The organism is Clostridium sp. 1001283B150225_161107_B6, assembly GCF_015556325.1.
Classification (GTDB): domain Bacteria; phylum Bacillota; class Clostridia; order Lachnospirales; family Lachnospiraceae; genus Enterocloster.
This window is the reverse complement of the sequence record NZ_JADNMD010000004.1, coordinates 377424-401532: the sequence shown is the minus strand read 5'-3', so window position 1 is coordinate 401532 and position 24109 is coordinate 377424. Positions and strand designations below refer to the sequence as shown.

24 protein-coding genes are annotated in these 24109 nt (G+C 51.5%); 2 read left to right on the top strand and 22 right to left on the bottom strand.

Annotated features, from left to right (window positions below):
* From I2H39_RS13185 to I2H39_RS13160, 6 genes are all read right to left on the bottom strand, one after another.
* Entirely contained in the window at positions 1 to 873 is an 873-nt protein-coding gene (locus I2H39_RS13185; RefSeq protein ID WP_138307363.1) for an ROK family protein, read from the bottom strand.
* A 114-nt stretch (positions 874 to 987) separates the two neighbouring features.
* The gene (locus I2H39_RS13180) at positions 988 to 1947 is read right to left on the bottom strand and encodes an ROK family protein (protein WP_195626656.1); all 960 of its coding nucleotides are present in this window, start codon (positions 1945 to 1947) and stop codon (positions 988 to 990) included.
* A gap of 148 nt (positions 1948 to 2095) precedes the next feature.
* Entirely contained in the window at positions 2096 to 2800 is a 705-nt protein-coding gene (locus tag I2H39_RS13175) for a Bax inhibitor-1/YccA family protein (RefSeq protein ID WP_138307366.1), read from the bottom strand.
* Positions 2801 to 2820: 20 nt separating this feature from the next.
* Positions 2821 to 3429 carry a DUF4190 domain-containing protein gene (locus I2H39_RS13170; protein WP_195626655.1) on the bottom strand — a complete coding sequence of 203 codons (609 nt, stop codon included), beginning with the start codon at positions 3427 to 3429 and terminating at the stop codon, positions 2821 to 2823.
* Positions 3430 to 3463: 34 nt separating this feature from the next.
* Positions 3464 to 5182, bottom strand: a complete 1719-nt coding sequence (locus I2H39_RS13165; RefSeq protein ID WP_138307370.1) for a DAK2 domain-containing protein — start codon at positions 5180 to 5182, stop codon at positions 3464 to 3466.
* Positions 5183 to 5195: 13 nt separating this feature from the next.
* Positions 5196 to 5552, bottom strand: coding sequence for an Asp23/Gls24 family envelope stress response protein (locus I2H39_RS13160; RefSeq protein ID WP_002567525.1), 357 nt, complete (start codon positions 5550 to 5552; stop codon positions 5196 to 5198).
* A gap of 169 nt (positions 5553 to 5721) precedes the next feature.
* Here I2H39_RS13160 and rpmB point away from each other — a divergent pair, with 169 nt between their 5' ends.
* The gene (rpmB, locus tag I2H39_RS13155) at positions 5722 to 5907 is read left to right on the top strand and encodes a 50S ribosomal protein L28 (RefSeq protein ID WP_002567524.1); all 186 of its coding nucleotides are present in this window, start codon (positions 5722 to 5724) and stop codon (positions 5905 to 5907) included.
* Between the two features lie 211 nt (positions 5908 to 6118).
* Here the strand turns inward: rpmB and I2H39_RS13150 are convergent, their stop codons facing one another.
* The 11 genes from I2H39_RS13150 to I2H39_RS13100 form a co-directional block, all read right to left on the bottom strand.
* Complete coding sequence (locus I2H39_RS13150) at positions 6119 to 6256, bottom strand: hypothetical protein (protein ID WP_002567523.1); 138 nt, start codon at positions 6254 to 6256, stop codon at positions 6119 to 6121.
* A gap of 69 nt (positions 6257 to 6325) precedes the next feature.
* Entirely contained in the window at positions 6326 to 6754 is a 429-nt protein-coding gene (locus I2H39_RS13145) for a GerW family sporulation protein (RefSeq protein WP_138307371.1), read from the bottom strand.
* Positions 6755 to 6842: 88 nt separating this feature from the next.
* Positions 6843 to 7841 carry a DUF2953 domain-containing protein gene (locus I2H39_RS13140; RefSeq protein WP_195626654.1) on the bottom strand — a complete coding sequence of 333 codons (999 nt, stop codon included), beginning with the start codon at positions 7839 to 7841 and terminating at the stop codon, positions 6843 to 6845.
* A complete protein-coding gene (locus I2H39_RS13135; protein ID WP_138307375.1) occupies positions 7838 to 8137 on the bottom strand; it encodes a hypothetical protein in 300 nt (99 codons plus the stop codon). The genes I2H39_RS13140 and I2H39_RS13135 overlap by 4 nt, the downstream gene beginning before the upstream one ends.
* A 142-nt stretch (positions 8138 to 8279) precedes the next feature.
* Positions 8280 to 9605, bottom strand: coding sequence for a hypothetical protein (locus tag I2H39_RS13130; RefSeq protein ID WP_240305453.1), 1326 nt, complete (start codon positions 9603 to 9605; stop codon positions 8280 to 8282).
* A gap of 68 nt (positions 9606 to 9673) precedes the next feature.
* Positions 9674 to 10918, bottom strand: coding sequence for a competence/damage-inducible protein A (locus I2H39_RS13125; RefSeq protein ID WP_195626652.1), 1245 nt, complete (start codon positions 10916 to 10918; stop codon positions 9674 to 9676).
* Between the two features lies 1 nt (position 10919).
* The gene (gene pgsA / locus I2H39_RS13120) at positions 10920 to 11462 is read right to left on the bottom strand and encodes a CDP-diacylglycerol--glycerol-3-phosphate 3-phosphatidyltransferase (RefSeq protein WP_138307526.1); all 543 of its coding nucleotides are present in this window, start codon (positions 11460 to 11462) and stop codon (positions 10920 to 10922) included.
* On the bottom strand, positions 11446 to 12792 hold the full coding sequence (rimO, locus tag I2H39_RS13115; RefSeq protein ID WP_347708585.1) for a 30S ribosomal protein S12 methylthiotransferase RimO: 1347 nt from the start codon (positions 12790 to 12792) through the stop codon (positions 11446 to 11448). Before rimO ends, pgsA begins: the two co-directional genes overlap by 17 nt.
* A gap of 105 nt (positions 12793 to 12897) precedes the next feature.
* Complete coding sequence (rpoZ, locus tag I2H39_RS13110; protein WP_002567515.1) at positions 12898 to 13161, bottom strand: DNA-directed RNA polymerase subunit omega; 264 nt, start codon at positions 13159 to 13161, stop codon at positions 12898 to 12900.
* A gap of 44 nt (positions 13162 to 13205) precedes the next feature.
* Positions 13206 to 13838: a guanylate kinase gene (gene gmk / locus I2H39_RS13105; RefSeq protein ID WP_195626650.1), complete on the bottom strand. Its 633-nt coding sequence runs from the start codon at positions 13836 to 13838 to the stop codon at positions 13206 to 13208.
* A 29-nt stretch (positions 13839 to 13867) separates the two neighbouring features.
* On the bottom strand, positions 13868 to 14746 hold the full coding sequence (locus I2H39_RS13100; protein ID WP_138307386.1) for a YicC/YloC family endoribonuclease: 879 nt from the start codon (positions 14744 to 14746) through the stop codon (positions 13868 to 13870).
* A 293-nt stretch (positions 14747 to 15039) separates the two neighbouring features.
* Between I2H39_RS13100 and I2H39_RS13095 the strand changes: the two genes are divergently transcribed.
* Entirely contained in the window at positions 15040 to 16785 is a 1746-nt protein-coding gene (locus tag I2H39_RS13095; protein WP_195626649.1) for an NFACT RNA binding domain-containing protein, read from the top strand.
* 814 nt (positions 16786 to 17599) lie between these two features.
* On the opposite strand, the gene rpsU is transcribed toward I2H39_RS13095, so the two are convergent.
* The 5 genes from rpsU to I2H39_RS13070 form a co-directional block, all read right to left on the bottom strand.
* The gene (gene rpsU / locus I2H39_RS13090) at positions 17600 to 17776 is read right to left on the bottom strand and encodes a 30S ribosomal protein S21 (RefSeq protein ID WP_003504099.1); all 177 of its coding nucleotides are present in this window, start codon (positions 17774 to 17776) and stop codon (positions 17600 to 17602) included.
* A gap of 154 nt (positions 17777 to 17930) precedes the next feature.
* Positions 17931 to 20579, bottom strand: coding sequence for an alanine--tRNA ligase (alaS, locus tag I2H39_RS13085; RefSeq protein WP_171042565.1), 2649 nt, complete (start codon positions 20577 to 20579; stop codon positions 17931 to 17933).
* 179 nt (positions 20580 to 20758) lie between these two features.
* A complete protein-coding gene (locus tag I2H39_RS13080; RefSeq protein ID WP_195626648.1) occupies positions 20759 to 21718 on the bottom strand; it encodes a lysozyme inhibitor LprI family protein in 960 nt (319 codons plus the stop codon).
* 131 nt (positions 21719 to 21849) lie between these two features.
* Positions 21850 to 22332 (bottom strand): ribonuclease HI, encoded by a 483-nt coding sequence (rnhA, locus tag I2H39_RS13075; RefSeq protein ID WP_195626647.1) that lies wholly within the window; start codon positions 22330 to 22332, stop codon positions 21850 to 21852.
* A 27-nt stretch (positions 22333 to 22359) separates the two neighbouring features.
* On the bottom strand, positions 22360 to 23961 hold the full coding sequence (locus I2H39_RS13070) for an MBL fold metallo-hydrolase (RefSeq protein ID WP_330640917.1): 1602 nt from the start codon (positions 23959 to 23961) through the stop codon (positions 22360 to 22362).
* Positions 23962 to 24109: the final 148 nt, after the last annotated feature.

The window sequence follows — 24109 nt, the reverse complement described above, 5'->3', positions numbered from 1 at the left end:
TCATGCCTGTAATGCGTTCAGCCCCAGCTTGATGCATCCCATGATTCCCTGGTCATCATGAAGGCTTGCCGGGACAATATAGTTGTCCATGTCTTCCAGTTCCTTTGTCTTAATATAGCCGTTCAGCATGTCCTTCACCTTTTGGCGAATCATGGGGAACAGCTGCTCCTGATGCATAACGCCGCCCCCCAGAATGATTTTCCGGGGTGAGAGCAGCATAATATAGTCCACAAGGGCCTGGGCAATATAATAGCTCTCCATCTCCCAAACCTCCTGCCTGTCCACCAGCTCCACAGCCTTTTTGCCCCATCTGGCCTCAATGGAGGGACCGCTTGCAAAGCCTTCCAGGCAGTTTTTGTGATAAGGACAGATACCGCCCTCCGGGTCGTTCTCATGGCGCGCCAGAAGAATATGGCCGCCTTCCGGGTGAAGCATTCCGTGAAGGAGCTTACCATTGACGCAGACGCCCACGCCCACGCCGGTTCCTATGGTGATGTAGATAACGCTGTCCAATCCTTTGGCACATCCGTATGTCACCTCTCCCAGGCAGGAGCCGTTTACATCCGTATCCAGTCCCATGGGGACCTTAAGCGCCTCCTTAAGCCCGCCAAGAAAATCCTTATTCCTCCAGGCCAGTTTGGGAGTATCCAGGATATATCCGTATGTCTCTGAGTCCGGCTTTACATCCACCGGGCCAAAGGCAGCCACGCCCAGTGCCTCAATCTCCTTATCCTTAAAATATTCAATGAGCTTAGGTATGGTTTCCTCCGGCGTGGTGGTGGGTATGGATACCTGCTCCAATATGGTGCCGTCTTCCTTTCCTATGGCGCACACCATCTTTGTGCCGCCTGCTTCCAATGCTCCAATTAACATATATGCTCCCCTTTCTGAACTATAATTATTTCACTCTATACGTTTGAAACAATGTATCTGTCATGAAAATTATATCAGTCTTTGACTTCTTAGGCAACTAAATTTGTAAATGCCTTACAGCTCCATAGCCGCCGTCACAGCCCCATAATCCCCAATCTGTTCCCCCAGGCAGGAGGGAAGGATGCGGCAGGCATTTGCGCTGGCCCGAAGCGCCTCCTTATGCAGCTCCTTTTCCATCTCTTCCTTGAGGAAGCTGCCTGCCCTGGTATAGATTCCTCCCGCCACAATCCGCTCCGGATTCAGGATGTCCACCAGCACGGCAAGTCCTCTGCCAAAATACCGCCCCGACACTGCCAGGACCTCCCTGGCATCAGCATGTCCCTGTCCCGCTGCCTCCGCCACATCCCGGGCCGTAATGCCTTCCATCCCGCCCTCCTTCAGGTAAGATACCGTGCGTCCTGCCTTAAGTGCTTCCTCCGCCATGGACCTGGCCAGCCTGGCGATTCCTCCCCCGCTGCAAAATCCCTCAAAGCTTCCCGCCTTGCCGTATCCCACAGGACCTTCCTCTGCCAGCCGCACATGTCCGGCCTCCCCTGCCATGCCGCAGGCTCCTTCGTATAGCCTTCCGTTTAAAATCAGTCCTGCCCCCAGGCCAGTTCCAAAGGTAAGGAATACCATGTGCATACAGCCCTTTCCCGCCCCATACCGCCATTCAGCCAGCGCACAGGCATCTGCGTCATTCCTAAGCCTGACATCCATGCCCAGACGCTGCTCCAGATAAGACGCCGCCGGCACCTGGTCCCACCCTGGCAGGTTAGGAGGCGACAGGATAAGGCCCTTTTTACTGTCCAGCGGTCCTCCGCAGGAAATGCCGGCGCAGCATTCCTCCCTGGATACCCGGTGTTCTTCCAGAAATGCTTCCCCCATTTCCGCCAGACAGTCCAGCATCTCCCTCCATGCCCCGCAGGTGGGAATGGCTTTGCGCTCCAGGAATTCCACCTGTTCCTCACCCGGCCTGGCCAGAAGGACTGCTGATTTTGTTCCGCCTATATCGAATCCCAATACGTATTTCATATTTACCTCCTGTCTTTGTGTATACAAAAAACATCATATAAAAGGGCGCATTGCCGCAACCCTAATCCAGTCACGTCAATGCACCCCTTGGCTAATCATAATTTTCCATTAAGTACATGCAGTCCTTAAATACATCCCATATCCCTGCTTATTTTTTGCGTCCCAGAATCCTCATAATATAGACAAAGAGGTTAATGAAGTCCAGATAAAGCTGCAGTGCAGAGAAAATGGACGCCTTGGCTGCCATCTCCGGCATCTGGCCGTAGTATGCGTGGAACGCCTGTATCTTCTTTACATCATAAGCTGTCAGTACCAGGAACAGGAAGATTCCCACGGTTGATACAATGGTATCAAATGCACTCAAATCAATGAACATTGCAAAAATCCAGTAAAAGAACAGGAATACAAGTCCACCCAGCATGAAGGGACGGAGCTTGGTAAAATTAATATTGCCAAACCACCCAATCAAAGCCATAATTCCAAAGAACAGGGAGGTGATACCGAATACCATCCACAGAATCTCCAGGCTGAATGCAAATAAATATGCGCTGAATACAATACCGTTCAGGGCCGCGTACAGGAAGAATAAGCTTCTGGCCATACCCACGGACATCTTCTCAATCCTGGAAGAGAGATATATCACCACTCCCAGCTCAGCTGCCAGAAGGGCCAGAGGCCAGTACCGGAAGGAATATACATAGAAAATCGTTCCTGTCACCGCAAAGCCAACTGCAACAATAAAGGTAATCAAAAGTCCTGCAAACATCCATCCAAAGGTCTTTGCTGTGTAGCGTCCCAGGGAGTCTCCCTCCACCTGGACTTCATAGGATTTGTTCATCATGTTTTCATTCATAGTCATCCGCTCCTTTTATTTTAAAATATAAATGTAAATGCAAAAATCAGATTGATGATATAGCCAATGATGGCAGCTACCATGGCAATGGTACCCAGTATCACAGCAGCCTTTCCTATATTGCTCTTGCTGGAGCTTCGGGCCTTCTGTCCGAAGGTGATTCCCAGACCTCCCAGCACAATGCCGCCCAAAGGCGAAAGCAGCAGGCCCACCACAATTCCCAGTATAGAGAGAATCATGGCCGGAACAGCACACGCCCCATGGTCAGGCACCTCAATGGTGACCACATTGCTTCCCGCGCCTTCCTGTCCCTGGGGCAGGGGCTGATGGAGAAGGCGTATTAATTCCTCCAGGCTCTCCCGGAACATCTTCTTGGGCATGGCGCCCATGAATCCCTTGATGGGATTCTCCTTTTTCTTGCCAATCCAGGCTTCCAGATGAAAGTTTCCGTCTGCATACTCATACCGTATAAACCTTGCCATGGTCAGAAAGCCATCCCCTTCCTGCCAGACCTCCTGCCCTTTGTGGTTCTTTTTCTTAAAGCCGTTTTTAGTGAGGAAATCCTCCATCATGAACTGCACAAAATCATCCGGCTGGTTCAGTACCTCATCTCTTGTCCATCTAGCCATTTTCTTTCCTGGTTCCTCCTTTGCCATCCTCCTTCTACTCAGCAGAAATCAGATAGTAGTATATTGGCTGGCCTCCGTATTGAAGCTCGATTTCCTTATCAGGATACTGTTCCTGCACCTGCTCCCTGAGAGCCTCCGCCTCATGTCCGGGCACATCAGCTCCGTAGTATATGGTCACAAGTTCGCACTCTTCATCCAACATCTCTTTCATGGCGTTAAGGGCAACCGCATCCACGGATTTCCCCACTGCCAGCATACCATGGTCTCCCAGAGCCATGATATCCCCTTCCTCAATATCGGTTCCGTCAATATTGGTGGTTCGGACTGCGTAGGTAATCTGGGCCGTCTTTACATTTTCCATCTCCTCGGTCATGGTCTGGGTATTTTCCTCCGGTCCCAAATCCGGCATAAAATTGACCAATGCTGTGATGCCCTGGGGAACCGTTCTGGAAGGTATAACAATAATATTCTTATCTTCCGTCAAATCCCTGGCCTGCTGCGCCGCCATGATGATGTTCTTATTGTTGGGCAGGATGAAAACAGTATCTGCATTCACCCGGTCAATGGCCTTTAACATATCCTCTGTGCTGGGATTCATGGTCTGGCCGCCTTCAATCAGGCAGTCGGCGCCAATGCCCTTGAAAATATCGCTCAGGCCTTCCCCGCTGGACACGGCTATAAAACCGTATTGCCTGCGCTCTTGTGCCTCGTTTTCAGACGCCCGGTTCCCGCTGTCCTGCTCCCCGGCAGCCTGTTCCCTGGCCAGGCGCTCTGAATCCTGGATAACACGCTCCTGGTGCTCCTCCCTCATGTTGTCTATCTTCATGCGGGATAAAGAGCCGTAGGCCAGAGCCTTTTCAAAGGCCAGGCCGGGATGGTTGGTGTGCACATGCACCTTCACGATTTCATCGTCCGATACCACTACCAGGGAATCGCCGATGGATTCCAGGTATGACTTTAACTCCGTCTCGTCCTTGTCCGTGTAATCCTTTTCCAGGTTTATGATAAATTCAGTGCAGTAACCAAATTTGATATCCGCTGTATCGATGTCGGTCCTTGCAGCGCCTCTGGCTGCCGCACCGGCTGACGGTGGATTCCGCCTGCCCTGGACCGTGTCCAGTGAAAAGTCCACTGTCTTGCCCAGCAGGCCGTCCACGGCTCCCTTGACCACCTGCATCAGGCCCTGGCCGCCGGAATCCACCACTCCCGCCTGCTTTAACACGGGAAGCATCTCCGGTGTCTGGCTCAGTACATAATCGCCGTACTCAATGACTTCCTTTACAAATTCCTCTATGTCATCTGTCTGTGAAGCCATCTCCAGGCCCTTATCCGCCATGCCCTTTGCCACGGTCAGGATAGTTCCCTCCTTTGGTTTCATGACAGCCTTGTATGCTGTTTCAGTACCCCTCGCCATGGCGTTTGCCAGGATGGTGGTATCAATCTCTTCCACTGCTTTTATTTCTTTTGTAAAGCCTCTGAGAAGCTGTGATAATATAACTCCGGAATTTCCTCTTGCCCCGCGCAGGGAACCGGATGAAATGGCCTTTGCCAGCTGGTCCATGGTGGGATTCTCAAGCTCCGCCACTTCCTTTGCCGCCGCCATAATGGTAAGCGTCATATTTGTTCCCGTATCCCCGTCCGGCACGGGAAATACATTCAGTTCATTAATCCAGTCCTTCTTTGCCTCTAACCCCTTTGCTCCTGCCAGGAAGGCATTCTTAAGCATACCGGCGTCAATCGTACTTATACCCACAAGTTACTTCCTCCTAGTCAATCACTCTAACACCTTCCACATAGATGTTGATTTTCTCAACCTCCATGCCGGTGAATTCTTCTACCCTGTATTTCACGCTTTCAATCAGGTTGTCAGACACAGCCGAAATACTGACCCCATAAGATACGATTACGTGAAAATCAATGGATATCTTATTATCATTGATATCCACATTGATCCCATGAGTCAGACTTTCTCTCTTTAATAGTTTAACCAGCCCGTCCTTCATACTGACTGCTGCCATACCAACAATACCAAAACATTCAACTGCGATGGTTCCTGCATATAAAGCAATCACGTCCGGGTTAATCTGGATTTCGCCCATTTTATTGCTGATTCGTCCCTTCATACACATGCCTCCGTTTCTTTACTAGAGACAGTATACACTATTTTCTGAAAAAAAGAAAGAAATTTTAGTTTTTTCACTTGCAAAATTTGCAAACTTCTGGTATCATACATTTGTTGTGGATTTTTCTTAAAGAAAGAATCCAAGTAACGTGTTAAGGAGGTGCAATAGTATGGCTAAGTGTGCAATCTGTGAAAAGGCAGCTCATTTCGGAATTCAAGTGAGCCATTCCCATAGAAGGTCTAACAAGATGTGGAAAGCGAACGTTAAATCTGTCAGAGTCAAGGTTAATGGTGGAACCCAGAGAATGTACGTATGTACTTCCTGCTTACGTTCAGGCCTTGTAGAAAGAGCTTAATGAAACAGGACATATCACGGAAAAAGGCATTGCCTCTGTCATACAGACGGGCGGTGTCTTTTTTTGTGCTTTTTTTTATTTTTTCAGGAAACCGGTATCACGCAGTATCAAAAAAACAGGCTATGCCTCCTCGGTACGGGGTGCATAACCTGTATTTTATATGATACCGCTGATGTAAACCTCTTCCTCTTCGATACGCCATACGTTTATATTAACAACAGAACAGATTATATCCTAATACAAGGCAGCCGATAACGAACAGGAAGGTAAAGATTGTCTCCGGAATAAAGAGCAGCACTGCCATCCCAAGTCCGAAGCAGAACAGCATAAGCCCGCATATTCTTCTCATATCTTAATTATCTCCCCCATTCTGCAACAAGCTATATTCCATCATATGCAGAAAGGCGGCCCGGGATTCCTATTTCACATCCATATGTTCTGCCTTACCTGTATCGTAGGATGCCGCCGTGTCCTTTGCAGCCTGTACCGTTTCCTCAGACACAGGTGGTTTTCCGCCCAGGAACTTATTGATGAAATCCGGAGCCATATCTATGACCTTGGTAATAGCATCCTGGTTCTTTACATTGACAAGCTTGGTCACGCCTCCCTGAATCACCAGCACGGCGCTGGGGCTCATCTTGGCGCTCATGCCTCCGCCGCCCCGGTGCTTTTGCTTGACTCCCTCTGCAAAGCTTCCGGCCGCCATACCGCAGGTCACATCAATGAGAGGGACAATGATGGTATCTCCCACCTGTACCGGTTCCCCCACCACGGTCTTGGTGTTGACAAACTGGTCCATGCCCCTGAATAATGTGTCTATCGTAGATGTAAATTGATTTTCTGCCATAGTATGTCCTCTTCTCTATTTATTCCCGCGGACCGGCTGGCGGCGGGACAAAAATCCCTGCCGCCGGACAGACGCAGCGGGTGTCATATCACTTTAAAAAACCCTTCAGCATCCTGCGGGTATGCCCGTCAAACAGGACCTGGAGCACCAGCCAGAGGATTACGGATAACCGAATCCTCCCCTTCAGGCTTCCTTCTGCATCCAGTATCTTTTCATCGAACACGGGATACAGAAAAAGCTGTTTGTGGTAAAATGGATAAATAAGGCTGGCTGCCTGCAGCACCTGCCCCGTGGTATAGGGGTCGTCAAACCCAAAGGTGACGCTGCACCTGCCCTTTCCCGGCCAGAGATGCACAAGGAGACGTTTGGTCTGCCTGTAAAGAAGCCTTAAGGACGCCTGGTTTTTCTCATCCTCCAGCCACATTTTCTTTTCCTGGGTAAATTCCCTGATTCCCTTAAGCTTATCACAGATGTTCGCAAAAGAAAACTTAAGTTTTTCCAATATACCCCTGATGGCCTGCCTGATACGGCCTGCAAGGCCTTTTATTTTTCCGGGGATGCCCGGCCCCTTTTTGTCAGGCCCCGGTTCTTCTTCCCCTGTCCTGTTTTCTGTCCGGCCGGCGTCCGCCTCTCCTGCCAGCCCGTCACGGGGCTGTTCCCCGCCGGGCTGCCCGGCCCCGGACAGGCTATCCGTGCCTGTTTTCCCGTGTTCCTCCCGGACCTTCCTGTAATGCTCCTCATCCTGGTGCAGTTCCTCATACAGGGACTGTTCCTCATCACCCAATATGGTCTCCAGCCCGTCCTCCAAATCCTGGGCAGCGTCCTTGTCCCGGTTGTGCCACACCCGGAAACCCAGAACCCTGAGACTGCACACCAGGCCGCTGCCCTCATAGACAGCCCTGAATGCCAGGATATGGAAGAACCAGGCGGCCTGTACCGACAGCAGGAGCTGTCCGTGATAACTTCCTTCTGCCTTATACCTTACAGGGATGAACAGCACTGCCAGCAGAATAGCCAGCAGCAGTCCCAGGACAGCCAGCAGGACAATGCCTATTATCCTCAATATCAAAAGCAGAATATGAATCATCTTGCCTCCCCCAGGTATGCCATATATGATGTCCAGTCAAAACCATCCGTGTGACGGTACATATCATCCACCATGGCGCGGACCACCTCACATGCCTCCCTGTAGCCCTCGGCCACGCCTAAAATCAGGAAGTCTTCCGCCTTCCGTTCTTCCTCTGTCAGCAGCATCACGGGCCGTATGTCAAGTATATGATTCCCACTCTGAGGAAGAGTAATCACATAGGTGTCCGGCATGAGCTTCCTTTCACGGATTCCCATAAGGACCCTGGCCCGGTGCTGCCCGGCTCTGTCTCCCATATATAGATGCTCCCACCAGCGCATTCAATCATCTCCCTCTGTCTGCACGCCGGAGCGTGCCTGACCCAGCTCCCGTCAAGGCTCAGGACGTGTTTGAAAACTGCTTTCCGTCAGATGGCGGGAACGAATTTTCAAACAGGCCCTAATATTCTTCCGGGTCAAAGTTATCCTGTTCCATTATCATGCGTATGAGACGCATGGAAATCTCCTTTTCCTTCCCATCGGAACAGCTTCTGAGACTTCCCTCAACATAGAGGCGCACTTCCTCCAGGGAATCGAAAAAGACCGGCAGCCTGGACAGAATCTTGGACATAACAGCCCTGATAAGGACCTTTGGTTTTCCTTCCCAGGCAGCTGACAGCTCTCCGAAAAAGTGCTCCAGCTTTCCGGCCATCAGTTCTTCATCCACCTTCGGTTCCGGTCCGCTGTCCGGGCGTTCCAGGGACATAAAGGAGCTGTCCGACATAAGCAGGCCTATCTTCCGGAGAATTTCCCGGTCCTCATCCATTCCATCCGCCGCGCCATTGACATCTGTCTCCAGGCGCATCCACTGCTCAAAGTAAGCTTCCTGCTTTCCCTCCAGCATGGACAGCTTATCTGTCAGTTCCTGGGGAATGGCCGTTGCGGCCCCGCCCTCAAAAAGGGCATGCACCGATGACAGCATCCCCTGCAGCAGCCTTTCCTCCGATACTTCCATCATTGCCCATTTTCTGGAAAGCATAAGCACATACAGGTCATTTATCAAATCCATAAACAGCATCAGTTCCCCTGTGGTATCCAGGAGAATCTGCCCTGCCCGTTCCATCTCAGCCGTCAGATGCCGGTATTCCTCTGCTGTGACAGCCTTAAAATCCGTGTTCTCAAATTCCATGAAAATGGAGTGAAGGTCCTCATACCCTGTCTCCATATCCTCCGGCCGCACCAGCATGGCCTCAGACCGCAGAATATACAGCATATCATCCAGTCCGGAAACCGTTCCTCCTTTATAGACAGAGAGTCCCTTCTCCACCATGGCAAAAAACTTGTTCCTGGTAAGCCGTATGGGAAGCTGGCCCACCACGGACTGTATCCGCTCATTGACCACCATGCCCTGGTCTGTGTCCATGATATAGGCCATGATTTCCGCTGTCCATTCTTCCTCATCAATCCGGACATTTCTGTCTCCCATGAGCTGGGGCTCAAAACGTCCCTCCAGACGGTTCAGCACATATTCATATGCCTGGAACACATCCGTATAAGCGGTATTGGCCTCCATGGCCGAGGCCGTATCAGTTCTCAGGCAATCCAGTTCATCCAGCTGCGGATCCCCCTTAAGGAAACTCTTCAGCAGTGAATGGTACCTTTTGCCCAGTCCCTCCAGCCTACCGCTTAAAAGGTCCCCTTCCAGGATTACCTCATAGTACATATAATAATTCAGGGCCAGCCGCGTATATGCATAGTGGCAGGCCGCTGAAATCTGTTTCTTCATTCGTCTTGATTCCAAAATCCATTCCTCCAGGAACATTTTTTCACGAAATACATGGTTTTACCGGATGCCTAATGCTTACCTAACAGACACAGGCGCGCCAGGTCCAGCGCCTTCATCATGGCCTGTTCCCGTACCTTTTCGCGGTTGCCCTTAAACTGGTACCTTCTGACACAGGTATCTCCCCTCAGACAGCAGGCCATATACACCAGACCCACAGGCTTTTCCTCCGTACCGCCGTCAGGCCCCGCTATGCCCGTGGTGGCCACGCACAGGTCCGTACCGCTGGCCCGTACTCCGCCCTCGGCCATCTCCCTGGCTGTCTCCCCGCTGACAGCGCCATGGGCCTTTAAGGTGTCCTCCCTGACTCCCAGAAGGCGCATCTTGGCCTCATTGGAATATGTCACCATACCTTCCATGAATACATCGGACACGCCCGGCACATTCACCATTCTGGCCGCTATCATGCCTCCGGTGCAGGACTCGGCAGTACACATGGTCAGATGATTTCGTTTCAGCAAATCAGCCACCGCCATCTCCAGGCTTACCTGTTCATCCGTGGTGTAGACAGCTTCCTTAAAACGGTTTTCTATCTCCCTCTCCACAGGCGCAATGAGAGCCAGCCCTTCTTCACGGCTTGACGCCCTGGCGGTAATCCTCAAATGGACCTCTGCCGTCTTGGCATAGGTGGCAATCGTGGGATTGGTCTGGGCATCAATCAGGTCCAGGAGCATATCCTCCACCTGGCTCTCCCCATAGCCGCATATCTTCACCATACTGGATACCAGCACTGCATTCTGCTTTTTCTGGAGATAAGGGAACACCTGGCCGTTGAACATGGGATACAGCTCATTGGGAGGTCCGGGCAGCAGGATGGCTGTCTTGCCATCCTTTTCCAGAATCAGGCCGGGAGCCATGCCGTTTGCATTGTCCAGCACCCTGGCACCCCGGGGCACCGTGGCCATCTTCCAGTTATTGTCCGGAATATCCCTGTAAATATTATTACGGAAGAATTCCATCAGATGCTCCCTGGTATGGGCATCCTCCACCAAAGGCATCCCGAAGGCATCTGCGCAGACCTCCTTGGTCAAATCATCCTCCGTAGGGCCCAGTCCTCCTGTCAGAATGAGAATGTCGGAACGGGAAAGCCCCTGGCGCACCACGGACATCATCCTGTCGTAATTATCCCCCACCGTGACCTGGAAAAACAGGTCAAATCCAAGCATGGCGCATTTCTCCGCCAAAAACCGGGTATTGCTGTTCACAATATTCCCCATAAGAATCTCAGTCCCCACGGATATGAGCTCCACTGTCATGCTACATGCCTCCCTCTGTCAGGATTTTAATATTCTTTGCCACATAATCCACCAGGGATATGATGGTCAGGGCCACTGCAATGACAACCACAATATTGGTTACCAGCCTCAGGGCCGGAATATTGAAAATCAGCAGAATGACAGCCGTCATCTGGAATGTGGTCTTAAATTTGCCCCAGTAGCTGGCCGCAATGACAACGCCGTTGTCTGCTGCCACCAGACGGAATCCGCTGATGATAAACTCACGGCTGATAATAATAATGACCACCCATGCAGGGAGCTGCCCCAGCTCAATGAGGCAAATCAGCGCAGAGCAAACCAGCAGCTTGTCTGCCAGCGGGTCCATGAATTTTCCAAAATTGGTCACCAGATTGTATTTCCTGGCAATCTTGCCGTCAAACAGGTCCGTAAGGCTGGCCACAATGAACAGCACATTGGCAACAATACGCATGGTATAGTTATTGCCGTGGTCAAACAGCAGGGCCGCAACAAAAAACGGAATCAAACACACTCTTATAATCGTCAGTTTATTGGGCAGATTCATCATACACCTCTCCTATCAAATCATATTCAGCGGCTCCTGTTACCTTAACCCTCACAAAGTCGCCTGACATCAGTTCCACATCCCCGTTCACAAATATCAGACCGTCCACATTCGGCGCATCCATGTAAGTCCTTCCCACATAGGCGGGCTCGTCCACCACCTTTCCTTCTATGAGAACCGTAAGCACCCTGCCCACCATATTCTCACAGTGTTCAAACGCAATGTCCTGCTGCAGCTCCATGATTTCGTCCCTGCGCTCCTCCTTCACCTCCTCCGGCACCTGGTCCGGATAGGAACAGGCAGGCGTGTCCTCCTCGGCAGAATAAGCAAATACGCCCAGGCGCTCAAACTCCATCTCATTGACAAAATCCATCAGCTCTTCATGGTCGCTCTCAGTCTCTCCGGGAAAGCCTGAAATCAGGGTGGTCCTGATGGCAATATCCGGAATCTCCTGCCTGAGTTTTCCGATGCGCTCCGTCAGTTCCTCCTTGTTGGTCCTGCGTCCCATACGCTTAAGAATCCGGTCACTTGCATGCTGGATGGGAATATCCAGGTAATGGCACACCTTTTCCTCTGTCCGTATGGTCTCTATGAGCTCGTCCGTGATTTCCTCCGGATAGCAGTACTGAATGCGTATCCAGTAAATACCGGGAATCTTTGCCAGCTCCTTTAAAAGCCTTGGAAGACATTTCTCCCCGTATAAGTCTTTGCCGTAAAGGGTGGTTTCCTGGGCCACCAGAATCAGCTCCTTCACGCCTGCCTCCGCCAGCTGCCTGGCCTCCTCCACCAGCTGTTCCATGGGAACGCTGCGGTAGGGCCCCCTTAAATAGGGAATGATACAGTAAGTACAACGCTTGTCACAGCCCTCCGCGATTTTAAGGAAAGCGTAATGTCCGCCGGTGGTGACCACGCGCCTGGCCTCCACCTGGGGAAGCTCGCTTAAATCGTGGAAACAGGAAAGATGGGTGCCTGACCTGCCCTCCAGCACCTGCTCCAGCACCTTTGCCACCTCCTCATAGGAGGTGGTCCCAAGGATGGCGTCCACCTCAGGTATCTCATCCAGAATCTCCTGCTTATATCTCTGGGCCAGGCATCCTGCAACCAGAAGGGCCTTTAAATTCCCTTCCTCCTTATAACGGGCCATGTCCAGGATGGTGTTGACGCTCTCCTCCTTGGCATCGCCGATAAAACAGCAGGTATTGACCAGTATCACATCCGCCTCTGTCTCGTCGTCCGTAAAAATAACGCCCCGGCCGTTTAACAGCCCCAGCATCTTCTCTGTATCCACCAGATTCTTATCGCATCCCAGGGATACGCAAAATAACTTGATATTCTCCATATGAAAATGACTCCTAATGAACATTTAAGCCATCTCTGTCCGGGCAGCACCGGGAATGACCCAGAATGCTTCCCTGTACAGGAGACGGCTTATGATTTATGCGTTCTGCTCTTCCTCTTCCGTTGTCTCTTCCTCCGGAAGGATTTTTACCTTCTGGTGATACAGTTCATCGATGGCAATGGACAGCGGCTTTTTTCCTGCTGCTCCGGCAACCATGGGGTCCTCCCCTGCTATGAGCTGTCTGGCGCGCCTGGACGCCGCGATAACAATGGAATAACGGCTCTGTACCACCGGCTGCTCTCCGGGCTCAATATCGCTGTTTACTACGTTGATTAAATCGGTGTATGATGGATGTAACATATTACATTCCCCTTTCAAATTGTTATATGATTGTTAGAATTATTTTACTGTCTGTCATCCAGGTGATAAAGCTCCTCCCGCATCCTGCTCAGGAAATCCAGATGATAGCAGGTCTTACTGTGCTGCAGCGTAATGAGCTGATGCATCTGCTCCACACATGCGTCAATCTCGTCGTTAATCAGCAGGTAATCATAGGCCTCCATGCCCGACGCCTCCTCAGCCGCACGGCGGAGCCTGGCGTTGATAACCTCGATGGTCTCTGTGCCCCTGCCCACCAGACGGCGGCGCAGCTCCTGGGCGCTGGGCGGTGTGACGAAAATCAGCAGCGCATCAGGAAAGCGCTTCTTCACCTTAAGGGCGCCCTGAATCTCAATCTCCAGAATCACGTCCTTTCCCTCTGCCATCTTCTTCTCCACATAGTCCCTGGGCGTACCGTAGTAATGGTTCACGTACTGCGCGTACTCCACCAGACGCCCTTCCTCTATCATCTGCTGAAAATATTCCCTGCTGACGAAGAAATAATCCTCCCCGTCCTTTTCACCTTCCCTGGGCTGCCTTGTGGTGGCGGATACGGACAATGCATAATTGTCATACCGCTTTAGCAGCTCCTTCATGAGTGTTCCCTTTCCTGCTCCGGAGAATCCGGATACTACCACTAAAATTCCCTGCTGGTTCATGGTATGCTCTCCCTGACTTTTCAATGTACTTATTCGATATTCTGTATCTGCTCCCTAACCTTCTCAATCTCGGTCTTCAGGGCAATGGCCTTGTCCGAGATGGACAGGTCCGTGGACTTGGACAGAATGGTATTAGCCTCCCGGTTCATCTCCTGGGCAATGAAGTCCAGCTTGCGTCCAACGCTCTCCCCGCTTAAAAGCTCATTCCTGGTATTGTGTATATGGCTTCTGAGGCGCACTGTCTCCTCATCAACGCATATCTTATCCGCATAGATGGTAACCTCGGCCGCGATACGGCTCTCCTCCATGGCTGTGCTGCTTAAAAGCTCCTTTACCTTGTCCTCCAGCCGGTTCCTGTACTCTGCCAAAATCTGCGGGGAACGCTCTTCGATGAAATCCACCAGCGTCTCCATATAGTCCAGCTTGCCCAGCAGGTCCTTCTTAAGATGTTCTCCCTCAATCTCCCTGGACTCCACAAACTTGACAGCGGCCTCCTCCAGGGCTCCGGAAAGGATTTCCCACAAATGCTCCTCATCGTCCGGCACCTGTTCCATGGTAAGCACCTCCGGAAACTTGGCCAGGGCCGACACCTTCACATCGTTCTGGATTCCAAACTCATCCGACATCCTGTTAAAGTACTCCATATATTCAGCAGCCAGCGCCCGGTTGTACTTAAGACACATGTTGCCTTCTGTGTAATCCTCATAGTTGATGAATAAATCCACTTTTCCCCTCTGGATATATTTCTTAAGGAATGTCCGGATGGAAGCCTCAAAATAATTGAACTTCTTGGGCATCTTAATACTCAAATCCAGATATCTGTGATTTACGGCCTTCATCTCGACAGAAATCTTGTACTCGTCCGTCACATTTTCGCATCTGCCGAAACCAGTCATGCTTTTTAACATAACGAATGCCTCTCTTTCGCTTTTATCCATAGTTAGTTAGTATTATAATTCATCTGGTGAATCAAGTCAACAAATTGTTCAACAAAGCAATTTTCCCACAGGATGTATGAACCGTTACTTTTCTCAAAGAAGCACCACGGCCTTTTCTATTCCTTCAATTTATGGTATTCTTATATTCAGCGGCCCCGGCGCCCGGACATGCCATGGACTGGGAAATCCTTTCTTTCAGCCCCATCCCCATTTATACGGCGTTTCCAGCGTTAATACAGGCCCGACAGGAGTGTATATATCATATGGCATTTGACGGCATCACCATAGCAAATCTGGTTCATGAGTTCAAGGAAGCCCTTGAAGGCGGACGCATTTCTAAAATCGCCCAGCCCGAAAAGGACGAGCTTCTCATAGCCATTAAGAATAACAAGGAAAATTACCGCCTGCAGATATCGGCCAGCGCAAGCCTGCCCCTTATCTACCTGACGGACAAGAACAAGCCCAGTCCCATGACAGCGCCTAATTTCTGCATGCTGCTGCGCAAGCACATTGGCAGCGCCAGAATCGTGGACATCAGCCAGCCCGGCCTGGAGCGCATCATACAGTTCGAGCTGGAGCATCTGGATGAGATGGGCGATTTGTGCCGCAAAAAGCTGATTGTGGAAATCATGGGCAAGCACAGCAACATTATTTTCTGCAAGGAGGACGGCACCATCATCGACAGCATCAAACATGTATCCGCCCAGGTCAGCTCTGTCCGCGAGGTACTGCCTGGACGCTCCTATTTCATCCCGCAGACCGTTGCCAAGGAAAATCCGCTTACAGTCACCGGGGAAACCTTCCGCCGGACAATCGGCGCTTCCTCCATGGCTGTCCAGAAAGCCCTGTACAACCATCTCACAGGCATCAGTCCCATTATGGCCGAGGAGATATGCCACCTGGCAAGCATTGATTCGGACTACGGCGCTTCAGAGCTGTCCGAAGCAGAACTCCTCCATCTCTTCAACACCTTCTCACTGCTGATGGAGGATGTAAGAGAGGGCCGTTTTGCACCGGCCATTGTCTACGGAGAAGAGGGGCCGGCAGAATACGCTGCCTTTCCCCTGACCTGTTACCAGGGCGGCGCTTACCGCAGCCAGTCCTTCCGTTCCATGAGCCGTCTGCTGGAGGAATACTATGCCTCCCGGGACACCATCACCAGAATCCGCCAGAAATCCTCAGACCTGCGCCGGATTGTCCAGACAGCCCTGGAGCGCAACTACAAAAAATACGATTTGCAGCTGAAGCAGCTTAAGGACACGGAAAAACGCGAAAAATACCGCATATACGGCGAGCTCCTGAACACCTACGGCTACGAACTCACGGGCGGCGAAAAGTCCTTTACCTGCTTAAACTACTATACCAACGAGGAAATCACCATTCCCCTGGACACACAGCTGTCAGCCAAGGACAACGCCAAAAAGCACTTTGACAAATACAACAAACTAAAGCGCACCTACGAAGCCCTGACAGACCTGACAAAAGAAACCAAGGCTGAAATCGACCATCTGGAATCCATCAGCTCCGCCCTGGACATCGCCCTGGCAGAAAACGACCTGGTGCAGATTAAGGAAGAATTAATGGAATACGGCTACGTAAAAAAACGCCGTTCAAGCGACAAGAAGCCGAAAATCACCAGCAAGCCCTTCCACTACATTTCCTCCGACGGCTTCCACATCTATGTGGGAAAGAACAACTACCAGAACGAGGAGCTCACCTTCAAGCTGGCCACAGGCAATGACTGGTGGTTCCACGCCAAAGGCATCCCAGGCTCCCATGTCATCGTAAAGACAGAAGGCCGCACCGACCTGCCCGACCGTCTCTTCGAGGAAGCCGGCTCCCTGGCCGCCTACTATTCCAAAGGCCGGGACAATGACAAAGTAGAAATCGACTACATCCAGAAAAAGAACATCAAAAAAGTAGCCGGAGCAGCACCCGGATTCGTGATTTACCATACCAACTATTCTTTGGTGGCGGCACCGGAGTGTAAGTTGAATGAGGTGGGGTGATTTTAGTTTTATATTATAGGGGGATGGATACGGTACGTCCGCGGAGAGGGGGAGCCGGGATTGGGGACTGGTTCCGGAGGAGGTAATACTAAGGCCCTGACAGCACAAAATGAGGGGCACCGATGGCATTCACCCAGAATTTCTGAAGAAATTCTGGGTTCAGGCCCTCTCGAAAGCTTGCTTTGAGGCAAGCTTTCGTCCCCTCATTTTGTACCGCCAGGACCTAAGTATTACTACTCCTCCTGCACAAGCCCCCAATCCCGGCTCCCCCTCTCCGCAGACTGTGTATCCCTGCCGCCAGTTATATAAATCCAAATCAGCTGGAAATAAGTACCGCCCATAAACAAATTTTTTCAGTCCTTTACCCCACTGACAGCTTTCACTGTCTTTTATTTTTTCATTTTTTCTCATGTTATGGTCGGAGAAGACAGTCCGGAGGGAGGGGCAGGGCGGGGAGGGTTAAGGCTGCGGGGGGTTGTGGAGGAGGAGAAGTAATACTTAGGTCCTGGCAGCGCTGAATGAGGGGACGAAAGCTTGCCTCAAAGCAAGCTTTCGAGAGGGCCTGAGCTGAGAATTTCTTCAGAAATTCTCAGTGAATGCCATCGGTGCCCCTCATTCAGTGCTGTCAGGGCCTTAGTATTACCTGCTCCGGAACCAGCCCCCGCAGCCTTAACCCTCCCCGCCCTGCCCCTCCCTCTGGACGTACCTCTCCCACCACCCCCATAGAAAAAAGCAAAAAAACAACTGCCTGCCACAATTTCTTATGACAGCCAGTTGATTTTCCATTACATTAACAACTAATCCAACCAGTGAATTAGTTGTACTTGCGCTTACGAGCAGCTTCAGACTTTTTCTTACGTCTTACGCTTGGCTTCTCGTAATGCTCTCTCTTACGAATTTCCTGCTGAATGCCAGCCTTTGCACAGTTTCTTTTGAATCTGCGTAAAGCACTGTCTAAGCTCTCGTTATCTTTAACAATTACGTTTGACATCGCTCACACCTAACCTCCCTCCAGTTGTGTAATTGTGCATAATACAACTGTTTGGGTATTTTTAGCACTGCTATGATTATAGCATAAAAATACCGTACGTCAAGAATTATTTTATAATTCTTACATTTATTTTTAAATTTTATCTGCACACATATTATTTTGTCTGTTCTTCCACTGTCTCAACCGCCTTCTTAAGGGCGTCGTCAATACCTGCCGGATTCTTGCCGCCGGCCTGGGCCATGTTGGGGCGGCCGCCTCCGCCTCCGCCCACAAGACCTGCTATGGCCTTAATCAGGTTGCCTGCGTGGGCTCCCTTTTTCTGGGCTGAGTCTGTGGCTGTTGCCATCAGGTTTACCTTGCCGTCCTGCTCGCAGGCCAGCACAATCACGCCTTCTCCCAGCTTGTCCTTTAACTGGTCGCCTAAGTTCCTCATGCCGTTCATGTCCACTCCGGCCACCCTGGCAGCCAGAACCTTCAGTCCGTTTACTTCCCTGACCTGGCTCATGACATCTCCTAAGGAATCATTGGCCAGCTTGCTCTTAAGCTTCTCATTTTCAGAATGAAGGGCCTTAATCTCTTCCAGAAGGGACTGTATCTTGGAAGTCAGAGCGGACGGTGTTGTCTTGGCTGTCCTGGCTGCCTCATGCAGCTCCTCCTCCACCTCCTGGTAATGCTTCATAAGCCCCTCGGATGTAAGCGCTTCAATACGCCTTACGCCGGCGGCAATACCTGCCTCGGATATAATCTTAAAATATGCAATGGTGCCTGTATTGGGAACATGGGTACCGCCGCAGAGCTCTGTGGAGAAATCCCCCATGCGGACCACGCGGACCTTTTCTCCGTATTTTTCACCGAACAGGGCCATGGCTCCTGTCTTCTTGGCCTCATCCAGGGTCATGACCTGGGTGACCACAGGAAGACCTGCCTGGATTTCCTGGTTCACGATTTCCTCAACCTTCCTGATTTCATCCGGTGTCATTGCTGAAAAATGGGTGAAGTCAAAACGCAGTCTGCCTGCATCCACGTAGGAACCAGCCTGCTCCACATGGTCCCCCAAAACCTTGCGCAGGGCCTTCTGAAGCAGATGGGTGGCGCTGTGGTTCTTGCATGTAAGAGCGCGGTTGTGGGCGCACACGGACAGGGTCACTGTCTCGCCCACCTGGAACATGCCCTTTGTCATGATACCCACATGGCCTACCTTGCCGCCCTGAAGGTGGATGGTATCTTCTACCTTAAAGGTGCCGTTTTCATTGGAAATAACACCAGTATCTCCCTGCTGGCCGCCCATGGTTCCGTAGAACGGGGTCTGCTCCACGATAATGGTGCCCTTCTGGCCGTCTGTAAGGGCCTGCACAAGCTCGTCCTCCGTGGTCAGCACCGTCACCCTGGAGTCGGCCGTCAGTTTGTCATAGCCGATGAATTCAGTGGTAACAGCAGGGTCGATGGACTGGTATACCGTCACGTCGGCCCCCATGTAATTGGTGGTTTTGCGGGCATTTCTGGCCTTTTCCTTCTGCTCCTTCATGGCAGCGGCAAAGCCGTCCTCGTCCACGGAACAGCCTCTCTCCTCCAGGATTTCCCTGGTAAGGTCCAGAGGGAATCCGTAGGTATCATACAGCTTAAATGCATTGGCTCCTGAGAGACACTTGTCCCCGGTCTTGTGCATCTCTTCCTCCATCTCGCCCAGGATGCTCAGCCCCTGGTCAATGGTCTTATTGAACTTTTCCTCTTCCTCAGCCAGTACCTTAAAAATCATGGCAGACTTTTCTTCCAGCTCAGGATAACCGTCCTTGGACAGCCCGATGACTGTCTCGGAAAGGCCTGCAAGGAACCTGCCCTCAATCCCCAGCTTCCTTCCATGGCGGGCAGCCCGGCGCAGAAGGCGGCGGAGCACATAGCCCCTTCCCTCGTTGGAGGGCATGATTCCGTCTGAAATCATGAAGGTACAGGACTTAACATGGTCCGTAACAATACGCAGGGACACGTCTGTCTCATGGTCCTTCTGATACTCTGTATGCGCAAGCTGGCACACCCTGTCCAAAAGCGCCTTATTGGTGTCAACCGTAAACAGGGAGTCCACGCCCTGGACCACCACGGCCAGACGCTCCAGTCCCATTCCCGTATCAATGTTCTTGTGCTCCAGCTCGGTATAATGGCCATGTCCGTCATTGTCAAACTGGGTAAATACGTTATTCCATACCTCTATATAGCGGTCGCAGTCACAGCCCACCGTGCATCCCGGCTTACCGCAGCCAAAGGCCTCGCCTCTGTCGTAATACACCTCGGAACAGGGACCGCAGGGGCCGGAGCCGTGCTCCCAGAAGTTGTCCTCCTTGCCGAACTTGAAGATGCGCTCAGCCGGAATGCCGATTTCCTTATTCCAGATATCAAAGGCTTCATCGTCATCCAGGTATACGCTGGGATACAGCCTGTCCGGGTCCAGTCCCACCACCTCGGTCAGGAATTCCCAGGTCCAGTGAATGGCTTCGGTCTTAAAATAATCCCCAAATGAGAAATTGCCCAGCATCTCAAAAAAGGTGCCGTGACGGGCTGTCTTTCCTATATTTTCAATGTCGCCGGTGCGGATACACTTCTGGCAGGTGGTCACACGGTTCCTGGGCGGAATCTCCTGTCCTGTGAAATACGGCTTCAATGGAGCCATTCCGGAATTGATTAAAAGCAGGCTGTTATCATTATGCGGCACCAGTGAAAAGCTCTTCATTGCCAGATGGCCCTTGCTCTCGAAAAATTCAAGGAACATCCGGCGCAGCTCGTTCACGCCGCGGTACTGTGGTTCTTTCACTTTATTTTCCTCCATATCATTGCTCTAATTACATAACCGTCATTTTACCATAACGCTATGTAATTATCAAGACTGTCTTAACAAAAATGAGAGGGAAAACCAATGATTTTCCATTGGTTTTCCCTCTTGACTGCAAGAAACAGACCTCATCATCCGGACCGTTCATCCCGCGCTTTGACTCATTGGGGCGATACCCCGGAAGAAGCATCCCCGTCCTCGTAAAACACTCCGTTGGCTTCCTCGTAGCGGCCTGCCAGTTCATAAGCCCTGTCCCTGGTCAGATTGGCCAGCGCGGCCGCATAGCTGATTCCTTCCATGGAACCGCTGTTCCTGCCAGTGCTTTCCGCCGCCCTGGCATCCCGGTTCTTAAGCCATTCCTGCTGTTCAGAAGCCAGCTTTGCCGCATCCTCCTGGGACAGCATCTCCATCAGGGCGTTGTAAATGGAATTCAGCTCCCCCTCCCACAGTTTAAGCTCTGTCTCCGCTGAGGTCTTGATGGAATATACATTGGAATCTGTTTCCTCCTCCCGCATCTTAAGAATCTGGGTATCCAAATCCTCCAGCCGCTTGCGGTAGTCTACCATAAGGTTTGTCTTATACTCCCTGGTCCTGGCTCCTGTGAGCGGGGAAATGGGCATATCCTCCGCCGCCGCAGTTTCCGGAACAGCCGCCCCGCCGCTGGCAGCGGCCACTGCGGTGCCGGCGGCGGCTGTCTCCTCAGCCTCATCCGCCATTGCAGGAGCTGCCTGGTCCGAAGCAAAGGCCCCTGCTGCCTCTGCTGCCGGAGCCGCTCCAGGGCCTGCTGCTCCGGAACCTGTATTTCCAGACACTGTACCCCCAGGTCCTGCCTCTTTGGAAGCCGCCCTTCCCTGTCCCCCATCTCCTGTCATCCTTCGCTCCGCAGGAGTTGCGGATGGCGGGCTGCCTGCCGCCATAGCCGGGTCCGTTCCCCCTGCCTCTGTATCCTGCTGTCCGGCAGCCGGTGCAGCGGACGGCGCCGCCGTCTCTGCCGCTCCTGCTGTGGACTCAGCCGTCACGGCTGCTCCCTGGCTGTTCACATAGTATTTGGTGTAGTGGGTAACACCAGTTCCTATGACCAGGATACAGCCAATTACAATCCATATCCGTTTATCTTTCATCGCAACACATCCCTGCCATAATCTTGTATTAACCTTATCACAAAAGAGGCAGAAAAGAAATACGAAGATAAAAGGAGTAATAGATTGTAAGAGATACGTAAGAAAATCAGAAACAGATTCTTCCTGTCTGTTTATGCCTCCAGACCCTCGTCTGTCATCAGATTCCCACCGTCTGCCGCAGAGGTAGCCAGGGCATCGCATCTCTCGTTTTCAGGATGGCCTGCATGTCCTTTTACCCAGATGAATTTCACCTGGTGGGGCTCCTTGGCCTTCAGCAGGCGCTTCCAGAGGTCGATGTTCTTTACCGGCCCGCTTTTTCCGCGGTTCCAGTTCTTTGCCACCCAGCTGTCAATCCAGTGCTGGTTAAATGCGTCTGTCAGGTATTTGGAATCCGAATATAATTCCACCTGGCAGGGCCGGTTTAACGCCTCCAGCCCTACAATGGCAGCCATCAGTTCCATCCGGTTGTTGGTGGTGCGCACATACCCGCCGGACATGGTCTTCTCATGAAGCTGTCCGCTGCTGTCCGTGAAATGAAGCACTGTCCCGTAACCTCCCGGGCCGTCAGGATTTCCCCTGGCGGAACCGTCTGTGTAAATCTGTACTTTCGTCATGTGTCAATATCTCCTGTCAGTAACATGTTATCTGTCCCATTTATCGCACAGGGAGAGAATCTGTTCCGTAAACCGGGTCAGGTCCTTATTTGCGCCGCCTTCATTGCGGTGTATAACATCCATCAGCATCTTTCCCGCATCCACCAGCCTGGTGTAAACACCGCTGGCCCTGCGTTTGGCTGCTGTCTCCTTCTCAATGGGAACGCCCTCTGTCTCTTTAATCCAGAAGCCTTTTATAAGGTCAAACTGGGAGCCGGAAAAAGGCGCCTTGGCCGCCAGCTTCAGCTGGGTATTCAGCACATCCGTGAAGGATACGCAGGATTCCTCGCTTCCATGGACCACAAAAACATAGTCCGGTTTCTTCTCAAATGCAGATATCCATGTAATAAGCCCGTCCCTGTCCGCATGGCCGCTGATACCCTCCATGGTCTCTATATGGGCCCTCACATCGATTTCCTCACCAAATATCTTCACGGTCTGGGCACCGTCCTGCAGAATCCGCCCCAGGGTTCCCTCTGCCTGGTATCCTGCAAACACAACAGAACATTCCGGCCTCCACAGGTTGTGCTTCAGATGGTGGCGTATACGGCCTGCATCGCACATGCCTGCTGCTGAAATAATGACCTTGGGCGTCATGTCAAAGTTTATGTTTTTGGATTCCTCACTGGTAATGGAAAGCTTCAGTCCGGGAAAATCAATGGGGTTGATTCCCCGCTCCACCAGCGCCTTTGTCTCATCGTCATAGCACTCCAGCATATTGTCCTTAAACACATGGGTGGCCTCCACGGCCAGGGGACTGTCTACATAGACCTCAAAGCTGTCATGGCCCGTTACAAGCCGTTCTTCCTTAATATGGCGTATCAGATACAGCAGCTCCTGGGTACGTCCCACTGCAAAGGCCGGGATGACCACATTCCCCTGCCGGTCCAGTGTCTCCTGAATAATTCCGGCCAGACTGTCCACATGGTTTACATCCTTTTTATGGTAGCGGTTGCCGTAGGTGGATTCCATCACCACATAATCAGCTTCCGCAATATACTGGGGGTCGCGGATCAGAGGCTTGTTCTTATTTCCAATGTCGCCGGAAAATACGATTTTCTTCTTGCTGGCGCCCTCGGTGGCCCATATCTCTATGGAAGCAGAACCCAATAAATGCCCCACATCCGTAAAACGCAGGGTCAGGTTGTCATTGAGCTTAAATACCTGCCCATAGGCCACTCCCTCAAAATGCTTCAGCACATCCTCCGCATCCTGCATGGTATAGAGCGCTTCCACCTCACCCCGGCCTGCGCGGCGCGCTTTCCGGTTCTTCCACTCAGCCTCCATCTCCTGTATATGGGCGCTGTCCTTAAGCATAATGTTGCACAGGTCGGCGGTGGCATAGGTGGTTATGACCTGGCCTCTGAATCCCCTGGCGTGAATCCAGGGAAGCATACCGGCATGGTCAATATGTGCATGGGTCAGAAGCACATAGTCAATTTCATGATACCCAACGGGCAGCTCCGCATTCTGGTATACATTGTTTCCCTGTTCCATACCGCAGTCAATCAGTACCTTGGTATTTCCCACCTCCAGAAAATGACAGCTGCCCGTTACCTCATGGTCGGCCCCGATAAATGTAAGTCTCATCTGCATTCTCCCCTCTGAGTATAATATAGTCTTGCCCTAAGAATATTCTGTCAATTATGGCTACAGTATATCATATTCCCCATAAGAATGCAAATCGTATTGTAATATTTGCACAATTTTCTGTGAATAGTCCTTCTCTCAACATGGA

Coding starts and splice junctions, on each gene's coding strand:
- rpmB (WP_002567524.1), top strand. CDS start 5,722: ATGGCTAAGTGTGCAATCTGTGAAAAGGCAGCTCATTTCGGAATTCAA.
- I2H39_RS13125 (WP_195626652.1), bottom strand. CDS start 10,918: ATGACAGTGGAGCTCATATCCGTGGGGACTGAGATTCTTATGGGGAAT.
- I2H39_RS13185 (WP_138307363.1), bottom strand. CDS start 873: ATGTTAATTGGAGCATTGGAAGCAGGCGGCACAAAGATGGTGTGCGCC.
- I2H39_RS13160 (WP_002567525.1), bottom strand. CDS start 5,552: ATGAAGGGACGAATCAGCAATAAAATGGGCGAAATCCAGATTAACCCG.
- I2H39_RS13095 (WP_195626649.1), top strand. CDS start 15,040: ATGGCATTTGACGGCATCACCATAGCAAATCTGGTTCATGAGTTCAAG.
- I2H39_RS13135 (WP_138307375.1), bottom strand. CDS start 8,137: ATGGGAGACAGAGCCGGGCAGCACCGGGCCAGGGTCCTTATGGGAATC.
- I2H39_RS13070 (WP_330640917.1), bottom strand. CDS start 23,961: ATGAGACTTACATTTATCGGGGCCGACCATGAGGTAACGGGCAGCTGT.
- rnhA (WP_195626647.1), bottom strand. CDS start 22,332: ATGACGAAAGTACAGATTTACACAGACGGTTCCGCCAGGGGAAATCCT.
- I2H39_RS13080 (WP_195626648.1), bottom strand. CDS start 21,718: ATGAAAGATAAACGGATATGGATTGTAATTGGCTGTATCCTGGTCATA.
- I2H39_RS13150 (WP_002567523.1), bottom strand. CDS start 6,256: ATGAGAAGAATATGCGGGCTTATGCTGTTCTGCTTCGGACTTGGGATG.
- I2H39_RS13145 (WP_138307371.1), bottom strand. CDS start 6,754: ATGGCAGAAAATCAATTTACATCTACGATAGACACATTATTCAGGGGC.
- rpoZ (WP_002567515.1), bottom strand. CDS start 13,161: ATGTTACATCCATCATACACCGATTTAATCAACGTAGTAAACAGCGAT.
- I2H39_RS13180 (WP_195626656.1), bottom strand. CDS start 1,947: ATGAAATACGTATTGGGATTCGATATAGGCGGAACAAAATCAGCAGTC.
- I2H39_RS13170 (WP_195626655.1), bottom strand. CDS start 3,429: ATGGCTAGATGGACAAGAGATGAGGTACTGAACCAGCCGGATGATTTT.
- rpsU (WP_003504099.1), bottom strand. CDS start 17,776: ATGTCAAACGTAATTGTTAAAGATAACGAGAGCTTAGACAGTGCTTTA.
- gmk (WP_195626650.1), bottom strand. CDS start 13,838: ATGAACCAGCAGGGAATTTTAGTGGTAGTATCCGGATTCTCCGGAGCA.
- I2H39_RS13175 (WP_138307366.1), bottom strand. CDS start 2,800: ATGAATGAAAACATGATGAACAAATCCTATGAAGTCCAGGTGGAGGGA.
- I2H39_RS13140 (WP_195626654.1), bottom strand. CDS start 7,841: ATGATTCATATTCTGCTTTTGATATTGAGGATAATAGGCATTGTCCTG.
- I2H39_RS13100 (WP_138307386.1), bottom strand. CDS start 14,746: ATGTTAAAAAGCATGACTGGTTTCGGCAGATGCGAAAATGTGACGGAC.
- pgsA (WP_138307526.1), bottom strand. CDS start 11,462: ATGAATCTGCCCAATAAACTGACGATTATAAGAGTGTGTTTGATTCCG.
- I2H39_RS13130 (WP_240305453.1), bottom strand. CDS start 9,605: ATGAAGAAACAGATTTCAGCGGCCTGCCACTATGCATATACGCGGCTG.